The sequence below is a fragment of the Burkholderia sp. BCC1047 genome, assembly GCF_902833155.1.
In the GTDB taxonomy this organism is placed as follows: Bacteria; Pseudomonadota; Gammaproteobacteria; order Burkholderiales; family Burkholderiaceae; genus Burkholderia; species Burkholderia sola.
Genome location: NZ_CADFEH010000003.1, coordinates 271,093 through 286,362, shown reverse-complemented (window position 1 = coordinate 286,362; position 15,270 = coordinate 271,093). Strand labels below are relative to the sequence as shown.

Here is a 15,270-nt window from a genome sequence, read left to right as displayed (position 1 = left end):
TGTCACGCGATTAGCGTGTGACATGTCTATCGCGTCATGACGCCCAACTCACAGCATCGACTGCGGAATTTGCACCACTGCCGTACCTGTCAGTGGCTTCGTCATGATCGCCCCCAGGAATGGCATGATCGTCATCCAGCTATCAGGCGTATAGCTGACCGTGACCGTCAGGCAGTACAGCAACGGCGTAGGCGTTCCGCTGTAGTTGCATTGCTGGGCCGCCACGTTGGGCGGACTGCTGTTTAGCCAACCGAGAACGTTCTGCGTAGTCGTCTTGGCGTTCGCGACGCGCGTCGTGAGGTCCGGCGCATAGGCCAACCCTGCACGCGCCCCCTCGCTCGCGGCCAGCGTCAAGCTCTGCTGAATGACGAAAATCATCCCGAAACTCAGGATTGCATAGAAAATCACGAAGAACAGCGGGAACACGATCGCAAACTCGACCGCTGTCGCTCCACGTTGCCGCCGCCATCCCGGACACGCGCTCTGTCGTTTCATAGCACGCCCCTCGTTGCGATCCGATAGATCAACCATGCTGCAGCCGGTACCGCGAGGCATGCGGCATAGGGCGTCGCCCGATATCTGCCAAGTATCAGCGCCGGCTCGCGCTGCCGCCACAAGCTCCCGAGCGAAGTGCGCGACAGCAGCATCAGTGCGAGCGCGTGCAGCCCTGCAGCCAGACTGGCAGCTACCCAGAGCCAAAGCAGCGCATGCGCACCGCACCAGATACCGAGTACAGCGAAAATTTTTACGTCCGCCGCGCCCATGACGCGCAGAAGGAAGAACGGTATCAGCCCGATCAGGCCGACCAGCATGCCGACCACTGCCTGAAGCACCGAAATACCAAATGGACTCGCGGCCGCGCACACGGCACCGAACCCACCGATTAATCCGGCTACGACAAGCGCATTCGAAATACGGCGGAAACGAGTATCACTGACCGCGACTAAACCCGTCCAGGCCAGAAATACCCCGCTAAAAATGAGATGTCCCATCGCACCACGACCCGCAGCAGATGCAAGGGCGGGCGGATTACCGAAGTAGTCCGCCCGCTACCACGCCACGACGACTTCCGGAAAAGCAGAAGTCGGCTTAGCTCGCCGGCGTTGCCCGAATCGCGGAGGCAGAACAGTTCGTAGACGAAGGAGACGACACGCACGTGCCGAGATTGGTAAACATGTTACCGAGACTGCTGCCGATGTTCGTCACCCCGGCGACGATCGCGACAGCGATAAGACCCGCGATCAGCCCATACTCGATCGCGGTAACCCCGTCTTCTTCCTTAAGGAAACGCTTGATGATTGCTTTCATTTTATTCCTCGTGCCTGTATTTACGTTTTCTGGCCTTTTATACGTATCGATCCCCGCATATCTGGCCGTTTGCCCCAACCGTTCGCCACATCTGCTGTAACGTCAACCGGGTGCGCTTTCTTTATAGGTCGCCCCGAAGGGCATTGCTCACGATTTGATGCAAGTTAACATTCGCGATAGCGCTCCTCCTCGAACGTAGTGTACCGAACCGTACATTTCCTTACATCTGCTCCGATTCTATATCCGATCCTATTTAAGTTCCAACCTCTTTTAACCGCTGTGACGGGAAAAAAGACCAGGAGCACGACGTATTTGTACGGCGTTTCGGTACGACTTACACATAGGATTTACGATAGGTTAGATGTGCACGCCTAATCCACCAGTAAAACCATTGCCGTGTCCACCAAGCCTGCGTGGGGCCCACGTTACGCCGCACGCGTAACGCCAATGTTGTGACGTTACGTTACGAAACGGCCGAAACCGTTCTCATTCATCTGCTCTTAAACAGATTCAACAATCTTTCAATTCCCGCGACTTCCTTTTCCGACAAGGAATTGCCTCGTTTAAAACCGGTTGTCGAACCGTCGGGCATCGAAATGGCACGACAGTTGCAGAGTAGTCCTCGCACCACTCAACACAACGCAGTTCACAACACATTTTTAATGCGAGGAAGAAATGGACATTAAGGTTATCCCTCATGGCGTGTTCCGGACGACTCTGATCGCGGCCACCGTTGCAGCCATGCTCTCCCTCTCCGCGTGCGGCGGCTCCGGTTCGATCAGCAAGGGCCTCAGCGGCGGCTCGAGCTCGGGCGGCGGCGATACGATCTCCACCTCGGGCGGCAACGGCACGAGCGGCACCTCGGGTACGAGCGGTACCTCCGGCACCAGCGGGACCTCGGGCACGAGCGGCACGTCCGGCACGTCTGGCACCAGCGGAACTTCGGGTACGAGCGGCACGTCGGGCACCAGCGGAACCTCGGGCACGAGCGGTACGTCCGGCACCTCGGGTGTGTCGGCGAATCCAGTGGGAACTGTCCTCGCACAAGCCAGCACGATCCCCACGGGGCTCGGCAGCGCCGTCTCGGGTCTCGGCACCGTTATCGCCGGCCAGTCGCTGCCGGGCGTCAATCCCGCCACCACGCAAGCCGCGGGCGGCATCGTGCAAAGCGTAGGCGGCGCGGTCACCGCGCTGGGCAATGGCCTCGGCAGCGGCCTCGGCCAGCTCGGCGCGACGAAGGATCCGGTCGGCACCACGGTCGCCAGCACCGGCGGCGTGGTCAATCAACTCGGCGGCGCAGTCACGCAAACCGGCAATCTGGTCACGAGCCTCGGCAGCGGCCCGCTGTCGCCGCTCGCGCCGGTCACGGGCGCCGTCGGCGGCCTCGTATCGACGCTCGGCGGCGCCGTGTCGCACGGCGGCACCACGCTCACCAACGTGCTGTCGACCGGCCCGATCCAGCAAGTCACGCAAACGGTCAGCTCGGCCATCACGCCGATCACGACGATGGTCGGCCAGACGACGCAGACGATCGGCGCGGCAACCGGCCTCGGCGCACCGGTCAACACGCTGCTCGGCACGGTAGGCAACGGGCTGAACCAGGCCGGCGCCCTGCTCGCATCGACGGGCGGCAACCCGGTCACCACCGGCCTCGGCGGCACCGTCTCGTCGACGGGCAACACCGTGAAGGCCGTCGGCGGCCTGCTTACCGGCGGCACCGGCGGCGTGACGAATCCGCTCGCGCCGCTCGCCGGCCTCCTCGGCACCGTCGGCGGTCTGGGCGGTGCAGCAGGCGGCACGAGCGGCGGCCCGCTGGCTCCGGTCACCGGCCTCGTCTCCACCGTCACCGGCGCGCTCGGCGGCGCCGCAGGCGGCGCGGGCGGCGGCCCGCTGGCTCCGGTCACCGGCCTCGTCTCCACCGTCACCGGCGCACTCGGCGGCGTGGCAGGCGGCGCGGGCGGCGGCCCGCTGGCTCCGGTCACCGGCCTCGTCTCCACCGTCACCGGCGCGCTCGGCGGCGTGGCAGGCGGCGCGGGCGGCGGCCCGCTGGCTCCGGTCACCGGCCTGGTCTCCACCGTGACGGGCGCACTCGGCGGCGCGGCTGGCGGCAGCGGCAGCCCGCTCGCCCCGGTGACGGGCCTTGTCTCCGCGGTCACCGGCGCACTCGGCGGCGTAACGGGCGGCGGCAATCCGATTGCAGCGCCGGTCCCCGCAGCCACCAGCACCGTCGGCGCGCCGGCGCTGAGCGGCGGCACGGGTGCCGTCACGAGCTCCGGCTCCGGCACGAACCTGCTCGCACCCGTCACGTCGCTGATCGGCGGCTTGCTCGGCGGCACGCACAAGTAATCCGACATCCATTCATCGACAAGACAGCGAGGAGTCCATCATGTCCCAGCGTTCCTTCACGACGACCGCCCTGCGCCAATGGCGCGTACCCCTTACCGTTTTCGCGACGGCCTGCCTGCTCGCCGCGTGCGGCGGCAACAGCGTCAGCGCGCCGCCGAGCGGCAGCACCAGCGGAACGAGCGGCACCAGTGGCACGAGCGGTACCAGCGGGACGAGCGGCACCAGCGGTACGACGACCGGTACCAAGGGCGCCGTCAGCACGCTCGGCCAAACCGCCACCGACCTTGGCAGCACCATCGGGAACGTCAGCCTGCCGGGCCTCGGCGACGGCGTGACGAAGGGCGTCGGTAGCACCGTGTCGAGCACCGGCACGATCATCGACGCGGCCGCCGATGCGTTGAGCAACGGGCTCGGTCAGACCGGCTCGATCAAAGACCCGGTCGGCACGACGGTCGCCGGTCTCGGCAACGTCGTCGGCGCGACGAGCACCACGGTGTCCGGCCTGAGCTCGACGGTCAAGGCGCTGGGCACGGGCCCGCTGGCGCCGCTCGCACCGGTCACGACGCCGGTCGGCACCGTGCTCGACACGGTCGCCAACGGCCTGACGGCCGCCGGCACGACGATCGGCTCGACGCTGTCGTCGGGCGCCGTTCAGCAGGTCACGCAACCGATCAGCTCGGCGATCACGCCGCTCGTGATCACGGCCGGCCAGGTCACGCAGCAGGTCGGCACGACGACCGGTCTCGGCCAACCCGTGTCGGGCCTGCTCGGCCAGATCGGCGGCGCGATCAGCTCGGCCGGCAAGCAGGTCGGCGGGACGTCGAGCCAGCCGCTCGTCGGCGACGTCGGTCAGCTCGTGACCGCGGTCGGCAATACCGTGACCAACGCGGGCGGCCTCGTCAATCCGAACGGCCCGAACGGCGCAGCACCGATCCCCGGCCTGATCACGAGTCTCGTCGGCGGCTCGACGGCAACCGTCCAGAACGGCTCGTCGTCCGGTTCCGCTTCGACGAATCCGCTCGGCGGCCTGCTGTCGGGTCTCGGTTCGACACCGCTCGGCTCGCTCACCGGCGCAACGGGCGGCTCGGGCAGCGGCCCGCTCGCACCGGTCACGGGCCTCGTCTCGACGGTCACCGGCGCGCTCGGCGGCGCGACGGGCGGCGCAGGCAGTGCAAACCCTCTCGCGCCCGTCACCGGTTTGCTGAATACTGTCACCGGAGCAGTGGGCGGTGCAGCAGGGTCCGGGGGCTCGAGCCCGCTCGCGCCGGTCACGTCGCTGGTCGGCAGCGTGTCGGGTACGGCATCGTCGGGCAGCGGTTCGACGGGCCTGCTGGCACCGGTCACGGGGTTGCTGGGTACGCTGGGCAGCGTCGGCAAGTAAGGAGGACGGTCGCGTCATCGCAGCCGGAGCGAATGACGCGGCCGTACGAACACAACCGGCATGGCGGCACGCGGCGCGCGACACCCAGATGTCGCGCGCCGGCATTACAAAGAAGACGAAAAGCAAGGCCTACGAGGAAGAACAATGAAATCCAGACTCGACAGATGGATGATGCTGCTCGCCATCGCGGCAGCAGGCACGGCACAGGCGCAAACGCGCGTCGGCGGCAACCCGCTCGACTCCCTTCCCCAGATCAACGCACCGAAGACGGGCCCGAACGTCACCGTTCAGGTCGCGCCGCAGGCGCCGCAATTGCAGGAACTGCTGTCGCGGCACCTGACGCCGAAGACGTTCCAGGTCGAAGGCGTGAAGTCGATACCGTTCGAGGAAATCACGCGCCGCTTCACACCGCTCGTTGGCAAGGACATCACCATCGGCGAGCTGATCGAAACCGCCAACGGCGTGACGAAGCTGTACCAGGAACGCGGCTACGCGCTGTCGTTCGCGTTCGTTCCCGCGCAGACGTTCGAGAACGGCGTCGTGCGCATCACGGTGGTGGAAGGCTATGTGTCGGACGTCAAGGTCACCGGCAAACCCGGCGCGATGGAACCGAAGATTCGCGCGATTGCTGCCCACATCACGGACGATCGCCCGCTGCGCCGCGCGACGTTCGAGCGTTACGTGAACACGTTCGGGCTGTTGCCGGGCCTCACGGTGAAGGCGAACGTGCCGCCACCGCAGACCACCGACGGCGCGACGACGCTCGAACTCGCGGTCGATCGCAAGCCGTTCAACGTCAGCACGGGGATCGACTTCAACCACCCGGGCGTCCAGGGCCTCATCACCGCGACCGAAAACGGCCTCACGCGGTTCGGCGAGCAGTTGAGCATCTCGGCGCTCGCGCCGCCGGGACGCGACAAGCAGACCTATTTCGCGTTCAGCGGCGCGGTGCCGATCGGCAGCAACGGCCTGATCACGCGCCTCGATGCCAGCACGTATCGCGGCAAGCCGACCGACAACCCCGGCCTGCCGTCGTCGGTCGAACGCACGGTCAAGAACGAGAAGCTCGGTCTTTCGGCCTCCTATCCGATCTTGCTGAACAATCAGCGCAGCCTGCTCGGTACCGTGTCCGGCTATGCGTCGCACAACGAAGACCGTTACCAGAGCAAGATCAACGGCAACAGCATCGATACGCGCTCGCAAGTCCGCGTGCTGCAGATGCAGCTCGACTACACGAGCGTCCAGCCGAAACAGGTGCAGAAGCTGAGCGTCAACGTCGCGAAGGGCTTCAACATCCTCGGCGCGTCGAAAGCGCAGGACACGACTATCGGTACGACGACGATCTCGGCGGACAGCCCGATCTCGCTGACCTTCGTTCGAACCGGCGCGACCTTCACGCAGACAAACGAATGGCCGTTCCGCATCGGCACGTCGGTGTCGCTGACCGGGCAATACAGTCCCGATTCGCTGCCGACGTCCGAGCAGATCTCGTTCGGCTCGACCCGCTATGCGCTCGGCTATCAGCCGGGTGAAACGTCGGGCGACTCGGGCTGGGGGATGTCGCTCGAAGTCAACCGCGGCTTCACGCCGGGCTGGACGTATCTGAAATCGATCACGCCGTACATCGCATACGACATGGCGCGCGTGTATCTGCACGCGGGCACGCCATCGCCGAATCGCATGTCGTCGGTCGGCATCGGCGTGCGACTCACGGACAGCCGCTACTACAGCCTCGACCTGAACGTCGCCAAACCGGTCGGCGATGCGCCGGTCGAAAGCGCGTCACGCAGCCCGCGCATCAACGCGGCGTTCTCTTATCAGCTCAACTGATCGGTCACCAAAGTCACGAACGGCCAGCGTCATGCTGGCCGTTTCGATTAGAGTCCCCTCTATCAAACGCGGCGTGCGGTTTCACGTATTCTGGCGAAGCTCGCAACATGCCCGCCCCATGCAGACGGTCGTGCGAGCGAATCGAACAGACATGCAAAACAAGGAGGATGACAATGATTCAACTGACTCGCCCGTTGCGTGCACTCGCCATCGCCGGCGCCCTGCTCGCGTGCGCAGCCCCCACGTTCGCACAAGCCGACAGCCCCATCGGCATGTGGCAAACGATCGACGACAACACCCATCAACCGAAGGCGCTCGTGCAGATCGCCGAGGACGGCGACGGTGCGCTGACGGGCAAGGTCGTCAAGGGCCTCGGCGCGAACGATACGCCCGATCGCCGCTGCACCGCATGCACGGACGAGCGCAAGGATCAGCTCATCAAGGGCATGACGATCATCAAGGCGATGAAGAAGGACGGCGACCACTGGGACGGCGGCAACATTCTCGACCCGGAGAACGGCAAGGTCTACAAGTGCAAGATGACGCTTGAAGACGGCGGCCAGAAGCTCGTGGTGCGCGGCTACATCGGCGTGTCGCTGCTGGGCCGGTCGCAGACCTGGGTGCGCCAGCAATAACGCCGTACGCGCGAGTACGCGCGGCTCAATGAAAAATCGGCCTGCGACGACGTCGCCAGGCCGATTTCTTTTGGTGCACGCACAACGAAAAACCGATGGGCTTCACGCCGCGTGCTTCATCGCATCCGATGGATAGCTGCCCGGCGCACGATATGCGGGTGCCGCGTGGCTACGCGCCTCCGCCGCCTTCGATTGCGTGTGCTTGCGCATCCGCGCGGACAGCTCATTGCAGAGATTCATGCCGACGTCGCCATAGAGCTCACGCATCACGTTCATCAGCGTGCCCGTTTCGTGCCACGCCTTGAAGCGTCGATGGCATGTTTGATACGACGGGTAACGGCGCGGCATGGCCGACCATGTCGCGCCACTGTAGATCACCCAGAGCACGCCGTTCAGCACGGCGCGCGTATTGGCTAACGGCCGGCCGCGCAACTCGGTGCGCGGCTGCATTTCGGGCAGAAGCGGCGCGACGCAGCGCCATTGGTGGTCGGTCAAATCGCGATACGGGGTCATGGACATCTCCAGCCTTAATAACCATGACACCACAATATCGGCTCACCTCAACGATGAATATAAGACAAATCCGAAAATACCCTGAGATTCGCTGAATTTAACCGAAATTGACGTTTAAATGTCGCCAATTACCCGAGCCGGCAATCGGCTCAGGTCAACGACGTATCGACGATGCGGCGCGGCGTCTCGATATATTCCTTCGACTGCATCTCGACGATGCGCGAGACCGTACGCGCGAATTCGTTGGCCATCGGCCCTTCGACGTACAACGCCTCGGCCGGCACCGCCGCGGACATCAGCAGCTTGACCTTGTGGTCGTACAGCACGTCGATGAGCCACGTGAAGCGGCGCGCTTCGGACGCCATCCGCGGCGACATCTGCGGCACCTCGGACAGCACGATCGCATGGAAGCGGCTCGCCAGCTCGAGGTAATCGTTCTGCGAACGCGGGCCGCCGCACAGCGTCGCGAAATCGAACCACACGACGCCGTCCGCCTTGCGCAGCGCCTTCAGCTCGCGCTTCTCGATATGCAGGATCGGGCTCTCGTCGGGCACGGCCGCGAGCTTGCCGAATGCATGGCGTAGTTCGCGATCGGCCTCCGCGCCGAGCGGCGTGTGATACATCTTCACCTGCGCGAGCGTGCGCTGACGATAGTCGACCCCCGCGTCGACGTTGAGCACGTCGAGCTTTTCCTTGATCAGCGCGATCGCCGGCAGCATGCGGTCGCGATGCAGGCCATCCGGATACAGGTCGTCGGGATCGTAATTGGACGTCATCACGAACTGCACGCCGTTGTTGAACAGGCGGTCGAGCAGGCGGTACAGGATCATCGCGTCGGCGATGTCCGACACGTGGAACTCGTCGAAGCAGATCAGCCGGTAACGCTTCGCGATGCGTCGTGCGAGTTCGTCGAGCGGATCGGCCTGCCCTTTCAGCTCCTCGAGCTCGCGGTGCACTTCGCGCATGAATTCGTGGAAATGCAGGCGCGTCTTGCGCTGCACGGGCACCACCGCGTAGAAGCTGTCCATCAGGAAGCTCTTGCCACGGCCGACACCGCCCCACATGTAGACGCCACGCGGAAGATCCGGGTGATTGATGAGCTTCTTGAACGCGTTCGAGCGGCGCGCCTTGTAGTCGACCCATTCGTCGAAACAGCGCTGCAGGCGATCGACGGCCGCGCGCTGAGCGGGATCGGACTGATAGCCGCGCGTGGTCAGTTCGCGCGTGTAGTATTCGGTGACGTTCATCAGGGCAAACCGGAAAAAACAAAGGCGAGCGGGAAAAACCCGCCCGCCCTCGTCATGAGACGGTTGCGCCAGCCGGTGGCCGGCCGGCGCTATACCGCGCTCAGCTGTTCAGCGAGCGCTTGTCGACCGCGAGCGCCGCTTCGCGCATCACTTCCGACATCGACGGGTGCGGATGGCAGATGCGGGCGATGTCTTCCGACGCCGCCTTGAACTCCATCGCCACCACGGCTTCCGCGATCAGGTCCGACGCGTTCGCCGCGATCACATGCACGCCGAGCAGTTCGTCGGTCTTCGCGTCCGCGATCATCTTCACGAAACCGTCCGGCGCGTTCATGCCGAGCGCGCGGCCGTTGATCGAGAACGGGAACTTGCCCGACTTGATCTCGCGGCCTTCGGCCTTCAGCTGCTGCTCCGTCTTGCCGACCCATGCGATTTCCGGGTACGTGTAGATCACCCACGGAATGCAGTTGTAGTCGATGTGCGGCTTCTGGCCGTCGATCACTTCCGCGACCAGCACGCCTTCGTCTTCCGCCTTGTGCGCGAGCATCGGGCCGCGCACCACGTCGCCGATCGCGTACACGTTCGGCACCGCCGTGCGGCAGTGGTCGTCCACGTCGATGAAGCCGCGCTCGTTCGCCTTCAGGCCGATGGCCTCGAGGCCGAGGTTGTCGGTGTTCGGCACGCGGCCGACCGACACGATCAGGCGGTCGGCGTCGAGCGTCTGCGCGTTGCCGTCCTTGTCCGTGTACGCGATCGACACGCCGTCGGCGCTCGTCTTCACGTCGCCGATCTTCACGCCGAGATGGATGTCGAGGCCCTGCTTCTTGAACAGCTTCGCCGCTTCCTTCGCGAGCGCTTCGTCGGCTGCGCCGAGGAACGCCGGCAGCGCTTCGAGCACCGTCACTTCGGCACCCAGGCGACGCCACACCGAGCCGAGTTCGAGGCCGATCACGCCCGCGCCGATCACGGCGAGCTTCTTCGGCACCGCGTCGAACGTCAGCGCACCTTCGTTGTCCGACACGATCTTGTTGTCGACGGGGATGTTCGGCAGGTGACGCGCCTTCGAGCCCGTCGCGATGATCACGTTCTTCGCGGTGACGACTTCGGTTTCACCCTCGCCGCTCACTTCGATCTGCACGCCGGCGTCGGTCTTGCCGGTGAACTTGCCATGGCCCTTCAGCCAGGTGATCTTGTTCTTCTTGAACAGGAACTCGATCCCGCTCGTCATCTTCTCGACGATCGCGTCCTTGCGGCCGAGCATCTTCGCGACGTCGATCTTCACGCCGTCGACCGTGATGCCGTGGTCGGCCAGGTGATGCGACGTGTTCTCGAACTCTTCCGACGACGCGAGCAGCGCCTTCGACGGGATGCAGCCGACGTTCAGGCAAGTGCCGCCGAGCTTCAGCGCGCCGGCCGGGTTCTTCCACTTCTCGATACAGGCAACGGTCTTGCCGAGCTGCGCGGCGCGAATCGCGGCGATGTAGCCGCCGGGGCCGGCGCCGATCACGACGACGTCAAATTCCTTGGACATGACAATCCTTTCTACTTGTACGCCCGCGGGTTCGCGCGTGGGCGCGAACCGGCGGAACGGGTCGATGCGGTGAGACTCGGCTTACAGGTCGAGCAGCAGGCGTGCCGGATCTTCCAGCGCATCCTTCATCGCGACGAGCGACAGCACGGCTTCGCGGCCGTCGATGATGCGGTGGTCGTACGACAGCGCGAGGTAGTTGATCGGGCGGATCACGATCTGGCCGTTTTCGACGACCGGACGCTCCTTCGTCGCGTGCACGCCGAGGATGGCCGATTGCGGCGGGTTGATGATCGGGGTCGACAGCATCGAGCCGAACACGCCGCCGTTCGAGATCGAGAACGTACCGCCCGTCATTTCCTCGATCGACAGCTTGCCGTCCTTCGCCTTCTGGCCGAATTCGGCGATCTTCTTCTCGATCTCGGCGAGGCTCAGCTGATCCGCGTTGCGCAGGATCGGCACGACCAGGCCGCGCGGCGAACCGACCGCGATACCGATGTCGAAGTAGCCGTGATAGACGATGTCGTTACCGTCGATCGACGCGTTCACGAGCGGGAACTTCTTCAGCGCATGCACGGCCGCCTTCACGAAGAACGACATGAAGCCGAGCTTCACGCCGTGTTCCTTCTCGAACTTGTCCTTGTACTTGTTACGCAGCTCCATGACCGGCGCCATGTTCACTTCGTTGAACGTCGTCAGGATCGCGTTGGTCTGCTGCGATTCGAGCAGACGCTCGGCGATACGCGCACGCAGGCGCGACATCGGCACGCGCTGTTCCGGACGGTCGTTCAGCCAGGTCGCTGCCGACGCCGGCACCTTCACTTCCGGCAGCGCCGGCTTCGCGGCGGCGGTCTTCGCCGGTGCGGCGGCCGGAGCCGCCTTCGGTGCGCTGCCTGCTGCCAGCGCGTCGCCCTTCGTGACGCGGCCGTCGCGGCCCGAACCTGCGACGTCGCCCGTCGACAGGCCCTTCTCGGCCAGCAGCTTCGCGGCGGCCGGCGATGCGGCGGCCGAGCTCGATGCGGTCGCGGCAGCCGGCTGGGCGGCCGGCGCGGCTGCTGCAGGCGCGGCGGCCGGCTTGACTTCGGCGGCGCCTGCCGCTGCTTCGGCAGCACCTGCCTTCGCTTCGGTGTCGATCGTCGCGATGATCTGGTCGGCGACCACCGTGTCACCGTCGTTCTGCAGCACTTGCGCGAGCACGCCCGCTGCCGGCGCCGGCACTTCGAGGACGACCTTGTCGGTCTCGAGTTCGATCAGGATTTCGTCCTGCGCGACTGCTTCGCCCGGCTTCTTCTTCCACTGCAGCATGGTGGCTTCCGACACCGACTCCGACAGCTGGGGGACTTTGACTTCTACGATAGCCATGTGATTTTCCTGGATGCTTAATCTGGGGTGTGACGAGGTTCGTGCGATTCCTTCGGCCGGTGCGGCGCGCGACGCGCGCGGGGGCCAAAAGGGACGGGAAAGCGCCGCGCGCCTTCCCGTGTCGCTTGACGTCGGTTATTTCGCGATCGATGCGCTCTTCAGGCGGCCGAATGCCCCTTCGATCAGGGCCTTCTGCTGCTCGTAGTGCTTCGCGTAGTAGCCAACCGCCGGCGAGGCCGAAGCCGGACGGCCGCTGTATGCCAGCTTCTGCCCTTCCTTCATGCCTTCCTTCAGGTGGTGCTCGACGTAGAACCAGGGGCCCTGGTTCTGCGGCTCGTCCTGCACCCAGACCACTTCAGTCGCGTTCTCGTACTTCTTGATTTCGGCTTCGAACTGCTTGTGCGCGAACGGATACAGCTGCTCGATACGGATGATCGCGACGTCGTTCGCCTTCGCTTCGCGGCGGTGCGCGACGAGGTCGTAGTACACGCGGCCCGAGCACACCAGCACGCGCTTGACCTTCTTCGCGTCGATGCCGCCGTCGGTTTCGCCCAGCACCGGCTGGAACGAACCCTTCGCGAGTTCCGACAGGTCCGACACCGCTTCCTTGTGGCGCAGCAGCGACTTCGGCGTGGCGACGATCAGCGGCTTGCGGAACAGGCGGATCATCTGGCGACGCAGCAGGTGGAAGATCTGCGCCGGCGTCGTCGGCTGGACGACCTGCATGTTGTGGTCGGCACACAGTTGCAGGAAACGCTCGATACGCGTGGACGAGTGTTCCGGACCCTGGCCTTCGTAGCCGTGCGGCAGCAGCATCGTGAGACCCGACACGCGGCCCCACTTCACTTCGCCCGACGAGATGAACTGGTCGATCACGACCTGCGCGCCGTTGACGAAGTCGCCGAACTGCGCTTCCCACAGCACGAGCGTGTTCGGCTCGGCGGTCGAGTAACCGTATTCGAAGCCCAGCACCGCTTCTTCCGACAGCACCGAGTCGATCACCGTGAACTTCGCCTGACCGTCGGCGATGTTCTGCAGCGGCACGTACGTGCCGTCGTTCCAGCGCTCGCGGTTCTGGTCGTGCAGCACCGCGTGACGGTGCGTGAACGTGCCGCGGCCCGAGTCCTGGCCCGTCAGGCGCACCGAGTAGCCCGATGCGACGAGCGACGCGAACGCGAGGTGTTCGCCCATGCCCCAGTCGAGCGGCTGGTCGCCGCGCGCCATGTTGCGGCGGTCGTTGATCACGCGCTCGACGAGCGGGTGAACCTTGAAGTTTTCCGGGACCGTCGTGATGCGTTCGCCCAGGCGCTTCAGTTCGGCGAGCGGCACGGCCGTGTCGGCTGCATCCGTCCACTTGCGGTTCAGGAACGGAACCCAGTCGACCGCGTACTTGCTCTTGTAGTTCGACAGGACCGGATCGACGGTGTGGTGACCGTCGTCCATCGCCTTGCGGTACGCCTTCACGTAGTTGTCGGCGTCTTCCGCGGTGATCACGCCCTGCTGCACGAGCTTCTCGGCGTACAGCGCACGAGTGCCCGGGTGCTGCGCGATCTTCTTGTACATCAGCGGCTGCGTGACCGCCGGCGTGTCCTGCTCGTTGTGACCCAGCTTGCGGAAGCAGACGATGTCGATCACGACATCCTTGTGGAACTGCATCCGGTAGTCGATCGCGATCTGGATCGCGAGCACGACGGCTTCCGGATCGTCGCCGTTCACGTGCAGCACCGGCGCTTCGATCATCTTGACGACGTCGGTACAGTACAGCGTCGAGCGCGCGTCGCGCGGGTCGGACGTCGTGAAGCCGATCTGGTTGTTGATGACGATGTGCAGCGTGCCGTGCGTGCCGTAACCACGCGTCTGCGCGAGGTTCAGCGTTTCCATCACGACGCCCTGGCCGGCGAAGGCCGCGTCGCCGTGGATCTGCACCGGCAGCACTTGCAGGCCGTCTTCGTCGCCGCGACGGTCCATCCGCGCCTTCGCGGAACCTTCGACCACCGGGTTCACGATTTCGAGGTGCGACGGGTTGAACGCAAGCGACAGGTGGACCGGGCCGCCTTCCGTCGACACGTCCGACGAGAAGCCCTTGTGGTATTTCACGTCACCGGCCGGCAGGTCGTCGACGTGCTTGCCTTCGAATTCGGCGAACAGGTCGGCCGGCATCTTGCCCAGCGTGTTGACCAGCACGTTCAGACGGCCGCGGTGAGCCATGCCGATGATGATTTCCTGCACGCCGCTCTTGCCCGCGTGCTGGACGACTTCGTCCATCGCCGCGATGAAGCTTTCGCCGCCTTCGAGCGAGAAGCGCTTCTGGCCGACGTACTTGGTGTGCAGGTAGCGCTCGAGGCCTTCGGCGGCCGTCAGGCGATTCAGGATGTGCTTCTTCTTGTCGATCGAGAAGGCCGGCGTCGCGCGGGTCGATTCCAGGCGCTCCTGCCACCAGCGCTTCTGTTCCGGGTCGCTGATGTACATGTACTCGGCGCCGATCGTGCCGCAGTACGTGTCGCGCAGACCCTTGACGATGTCGCGCAGCGAAGCCTGGTCGAAACCGAAGTACAGATTGCTTGCGCTGTACGTCTGGTCGAGGTCGCCTTCGGAGAAGTCGTAGAACGCGGGTTCGAGTTCCGGAATGGCCGGACGTTCGCGACGCTTCAGCGGATCGAGGTTGGCCCATTGCGAGCCAAGGAAGCGGTAGGCGCTGATCAGCGACTGGACGTGCACCTGCTTGCGCGCGGTTGCCAGATTGCTGGTGCTTTCGCGCGGGATGAAGGCATTGGCCTTCGCGCGCTCGGCGAACGATTCGACGATCGGGAAGTGAGCGACGTCATTGGCGTTGGAGCCGTCCGTCGCGGGCACGTTCTGCAGCGCGTCGAAATACTCTCGCCAGTTCTCCGGCACCGACGCCGGATTGTTGAGGTATGCATCGTACAGTTCTTCAACGTACGAAGCATTGCCGCCGAACAGATAGGAGTTCAGCTGAAACTGCTTCATTACATCTGACATTTTACGCTCACCTTTCTTCGAGCTTCTCGAGAAATAGCGGGTTACTCAACCTTCCGCGACACGGCCTGACCGTTTAGCGGATTGCGAATCAAGTCTTGCTTGGAAGGACCTAAAACTTGC

12 protein-coding genes are annotated in these 15,270 nt (G+C 64.6%); 4 read left to right on the top strand and 8 right to left on the bottom strand.

Annotated elements, in window-relative coordinates:
* Positions 1–48: 48 nt before the first annotated feature.
* The 3 genes from HWX55_RS05240 to HWX55_RS05230 all read right to left on the bottom strand — a co-directional run bounded on the left by HWX55_RS05240 (position 49) and on the right by HWX55_RS05230 (position 1,308).
* A complete protein-coding gene (locus HWX55_RS05240; protein ID WP_175974486.1) occupies positions 49–495 on the bottom strand; it encodes a TadE family protein in 447 nt (148 codons plus the stop codon).
* The gene (locus HWX55_RS05235; RefSeq protein ID WP_175974484.1) at positions 492–992 is read right to left on the bottom strand and encodes a prepilin peptidase; all 501 of its coding nucleotides are present in this window, start codon (positions 990–992) and stop codon (positions 492–494) included. Before HWX55_RS05235 ends, HWX55_RS05240 begins: the two co-directional genes overlap by 4 nt.
* A gap of 97 nt (positions 993–1,089) precedes the next feature.
* A complete protein-coding gene (locus tag HWX55_RS05230) occupies positions 1,090–1,308 on the bottom strand; it encodes a Flp family type IVb pilin (protein ID WP_175974482.1) in 219 nt (72 codons plus the stop codon).
* 675 nt (positions 1,309–1,983) lie between these two features.
* Between HWX55_RS05230 and HWX55_RS05225 the strand changes: the two genes are divergently transcribed.
* The 4 genes from HWX55_RS05225 (at position 1,984) to HWX55_RS05210 (ending at position 7,500) form a co-directional block, all read left to right on the top strand.
* Entirely contained in the window at positions 1,984–3,654 is a 1,671-nt protein-coding gene (locus HWX55_RS05225) for a collagen-like triple helix repeat-containing protein (RefSeq protein WP_175974480.1), read from the top strand.
* A 37-nt stretch (positions 3,655–3,691) separates the two neighbouring features.
* Positions 3,692–5,035, top strand: a complete 1,344-nt coding sequence (locus tag HWX55_RS05220; protein ID WP_175974741.1) for a collagen-like triple helix repeat-containing protein — start codon at positions 3,692–3,694, stop codon at positions 5,033–5,035.
* A gap of 144 nt (positions 5,036–5,179) precedes the next feature.
* Positions 5,180–6,865, top strand: coding sequence for a ShlB/FhaC/HecB family hemolysin secretion/activation protein (locus HWX55_RS05215; RefSeq protein ID WP_050012495.1), 1,686 nt, complete (start codon positions 5,180–5,182; stop codon positions 6,863–6,865).
* A 173-nt stretch (positions 6,866–7,038) separates the two neighbouring features.
* Positions 7,039–7,500 carry a DUF2147 domain-containing protein gene (locus HWX55_RS05210; protein ID WP_050012494.1) on the top strand — a complete coding sequence of 154 codons (462 nt, stop codon included), beginning with the start codon at positions 7,039–7,041 and terminating at the stop codon, positions 7,498–7,500.
* 102 nt (positions 7,501–7,602) lie between these two features.
* On the opposite strand, the gene HWX55_RS05205 is transcribed toward HWX55_RS05210, so the two are convergent.
* The 5 genes from HWX55_RS05205 to HWX55_RS05185 form a co-directional block, all read right to left on the bottom strand.
* Entirely contained in the window at positions 7,603–8,046 is a 444-nt protein-coding gene (locus HWX55_RS05205) for a transposase (RefSeq protein ID WP_124593173.1), read from the bottom strand.
* A 116-nt stretch (positions 8,047–8,162) separates the two neighbouring features.
* Entirely contained in the window at positions 8,163–9,260 is a 1,098-nt protein-coding gene (zapE, locus tag HWX55_RS05200; protein ID WP_027811308.1) for a cell division protein ZapE, read from the bottom strand.
* A gap of 100 nt (positions 9,261–9,360) precedes the next feature.
* Positions 9,361–10,791 carry a dihydrolipoyl dehydrogenase gene (gene lpdA / locus HWX55_RS05195; protein ID WP_050012492.1) on the bottom strand — a complete coding sequence of 477 codons (1,431 nt, stop codon included), beginning with the start codon at positions 10,789–10,791 and terminating at the stop codon, positions 9,361–9,363.
* An 81-nt stretch (positions 10,792–10,872) separates the two neighbouring features.
* Entirely contained in the window at positions 10,873–12,150 is a 1,278-nt protein-coding gene (odhB, locus tag HWX55_RS05190; RefSeq protein WP_050012491.1) for a 2-oxoglutarate dehydrogenase complex dihydrolipoyllysine-residue succinyltransferase, read from the bottom strand.
* Positions 12,151–12,285: 135 nt separating this feature from the next.
* Positions 12,286–15,150: a 2-oxoglutarate dehydrogenase E1 component gene (locus HWX55_RS05185; protein WP_175974478.1), complete on the bottom strand. Its 2,865-nt coding sequence runs from the start codon at positions 15,148–15,150 to the stop codon at positions 12,286–12,288.
* Between the last annotated feature and the right edge of the window lie 120 nt (positions 15,151–15,270).

Bases quoted from the DNA above. Each gene is read 5' to 3' on its own strand.
- HWX55_RS05235 (WP_175974484.1), bottom strand. From the start codon at position 992: ATGGGACATCTCATTTTTAGCGGGGTATTTCTGGCCTGGACGGGTTTA.
- HWX55_RS05240 (WP_175974486.1), bottom strand. From the start codon at position 495: ATGAAACGACAGAGCGCGTGTCCGGGATGGCGGCGGCAACGTGGAGCG.
- zapE (WP_027811308.1), bottom strand. From the start codon at position 9,260: ATGAACGTCACCGAATACTACACGCGCGAACTGACCACGCGCGGCTAT.
- HWX55_RS05210 (WP_050012494.1), top strand. From the start codon at position 7,039: ATGATTCAACTGACTCGCCCGTTGCGTGCACTCGCCATCGCCGGCGCC.
- HWX55_RS05215 (WP_050012495.1), top strand. From the start codon at position 5,180: ATGAAATCCAGACTCGACAGATGGATGATGCTGCTCGCCATCGCGGCA.
- HWX55_RS05225 (WP_175974480.1), top strand. From the start codon at position 1,984: ATGGACATTAAGGTTATCCCTCATGGCGTGTTCCGGACGACTCTGATC.
- HWX55_RS05185 (WP_175974478.1), bottom strand. From the start codon at position 15,150: ATGTCAGATGTAATGAAGCAGTTTCAGCTGAACTCCTATCTGTTCGGC.
- HWX55_RS05230 (WP_175974482.1), bottom strand. From the start codon at position 1,308: ATGAAAGCAATCATCAAGCGTTTCCTTAAGGAAGAAGACGGGGTTACC.
- odhB (WP_050012491.1), bottom strand. From the start codon at position 12,150: ATGGCTATCGTAGAAGTCAAAGTCCCCCAGCTGTCGGAGTCGGTGTCG.
- lpdA (WP_050012492.1), bottom strand. From the start codon at position 10,791: ATGTCCAAGGAATTTGACGTCGTCGTGATCGGCGCCGGCCCCGGCGGC.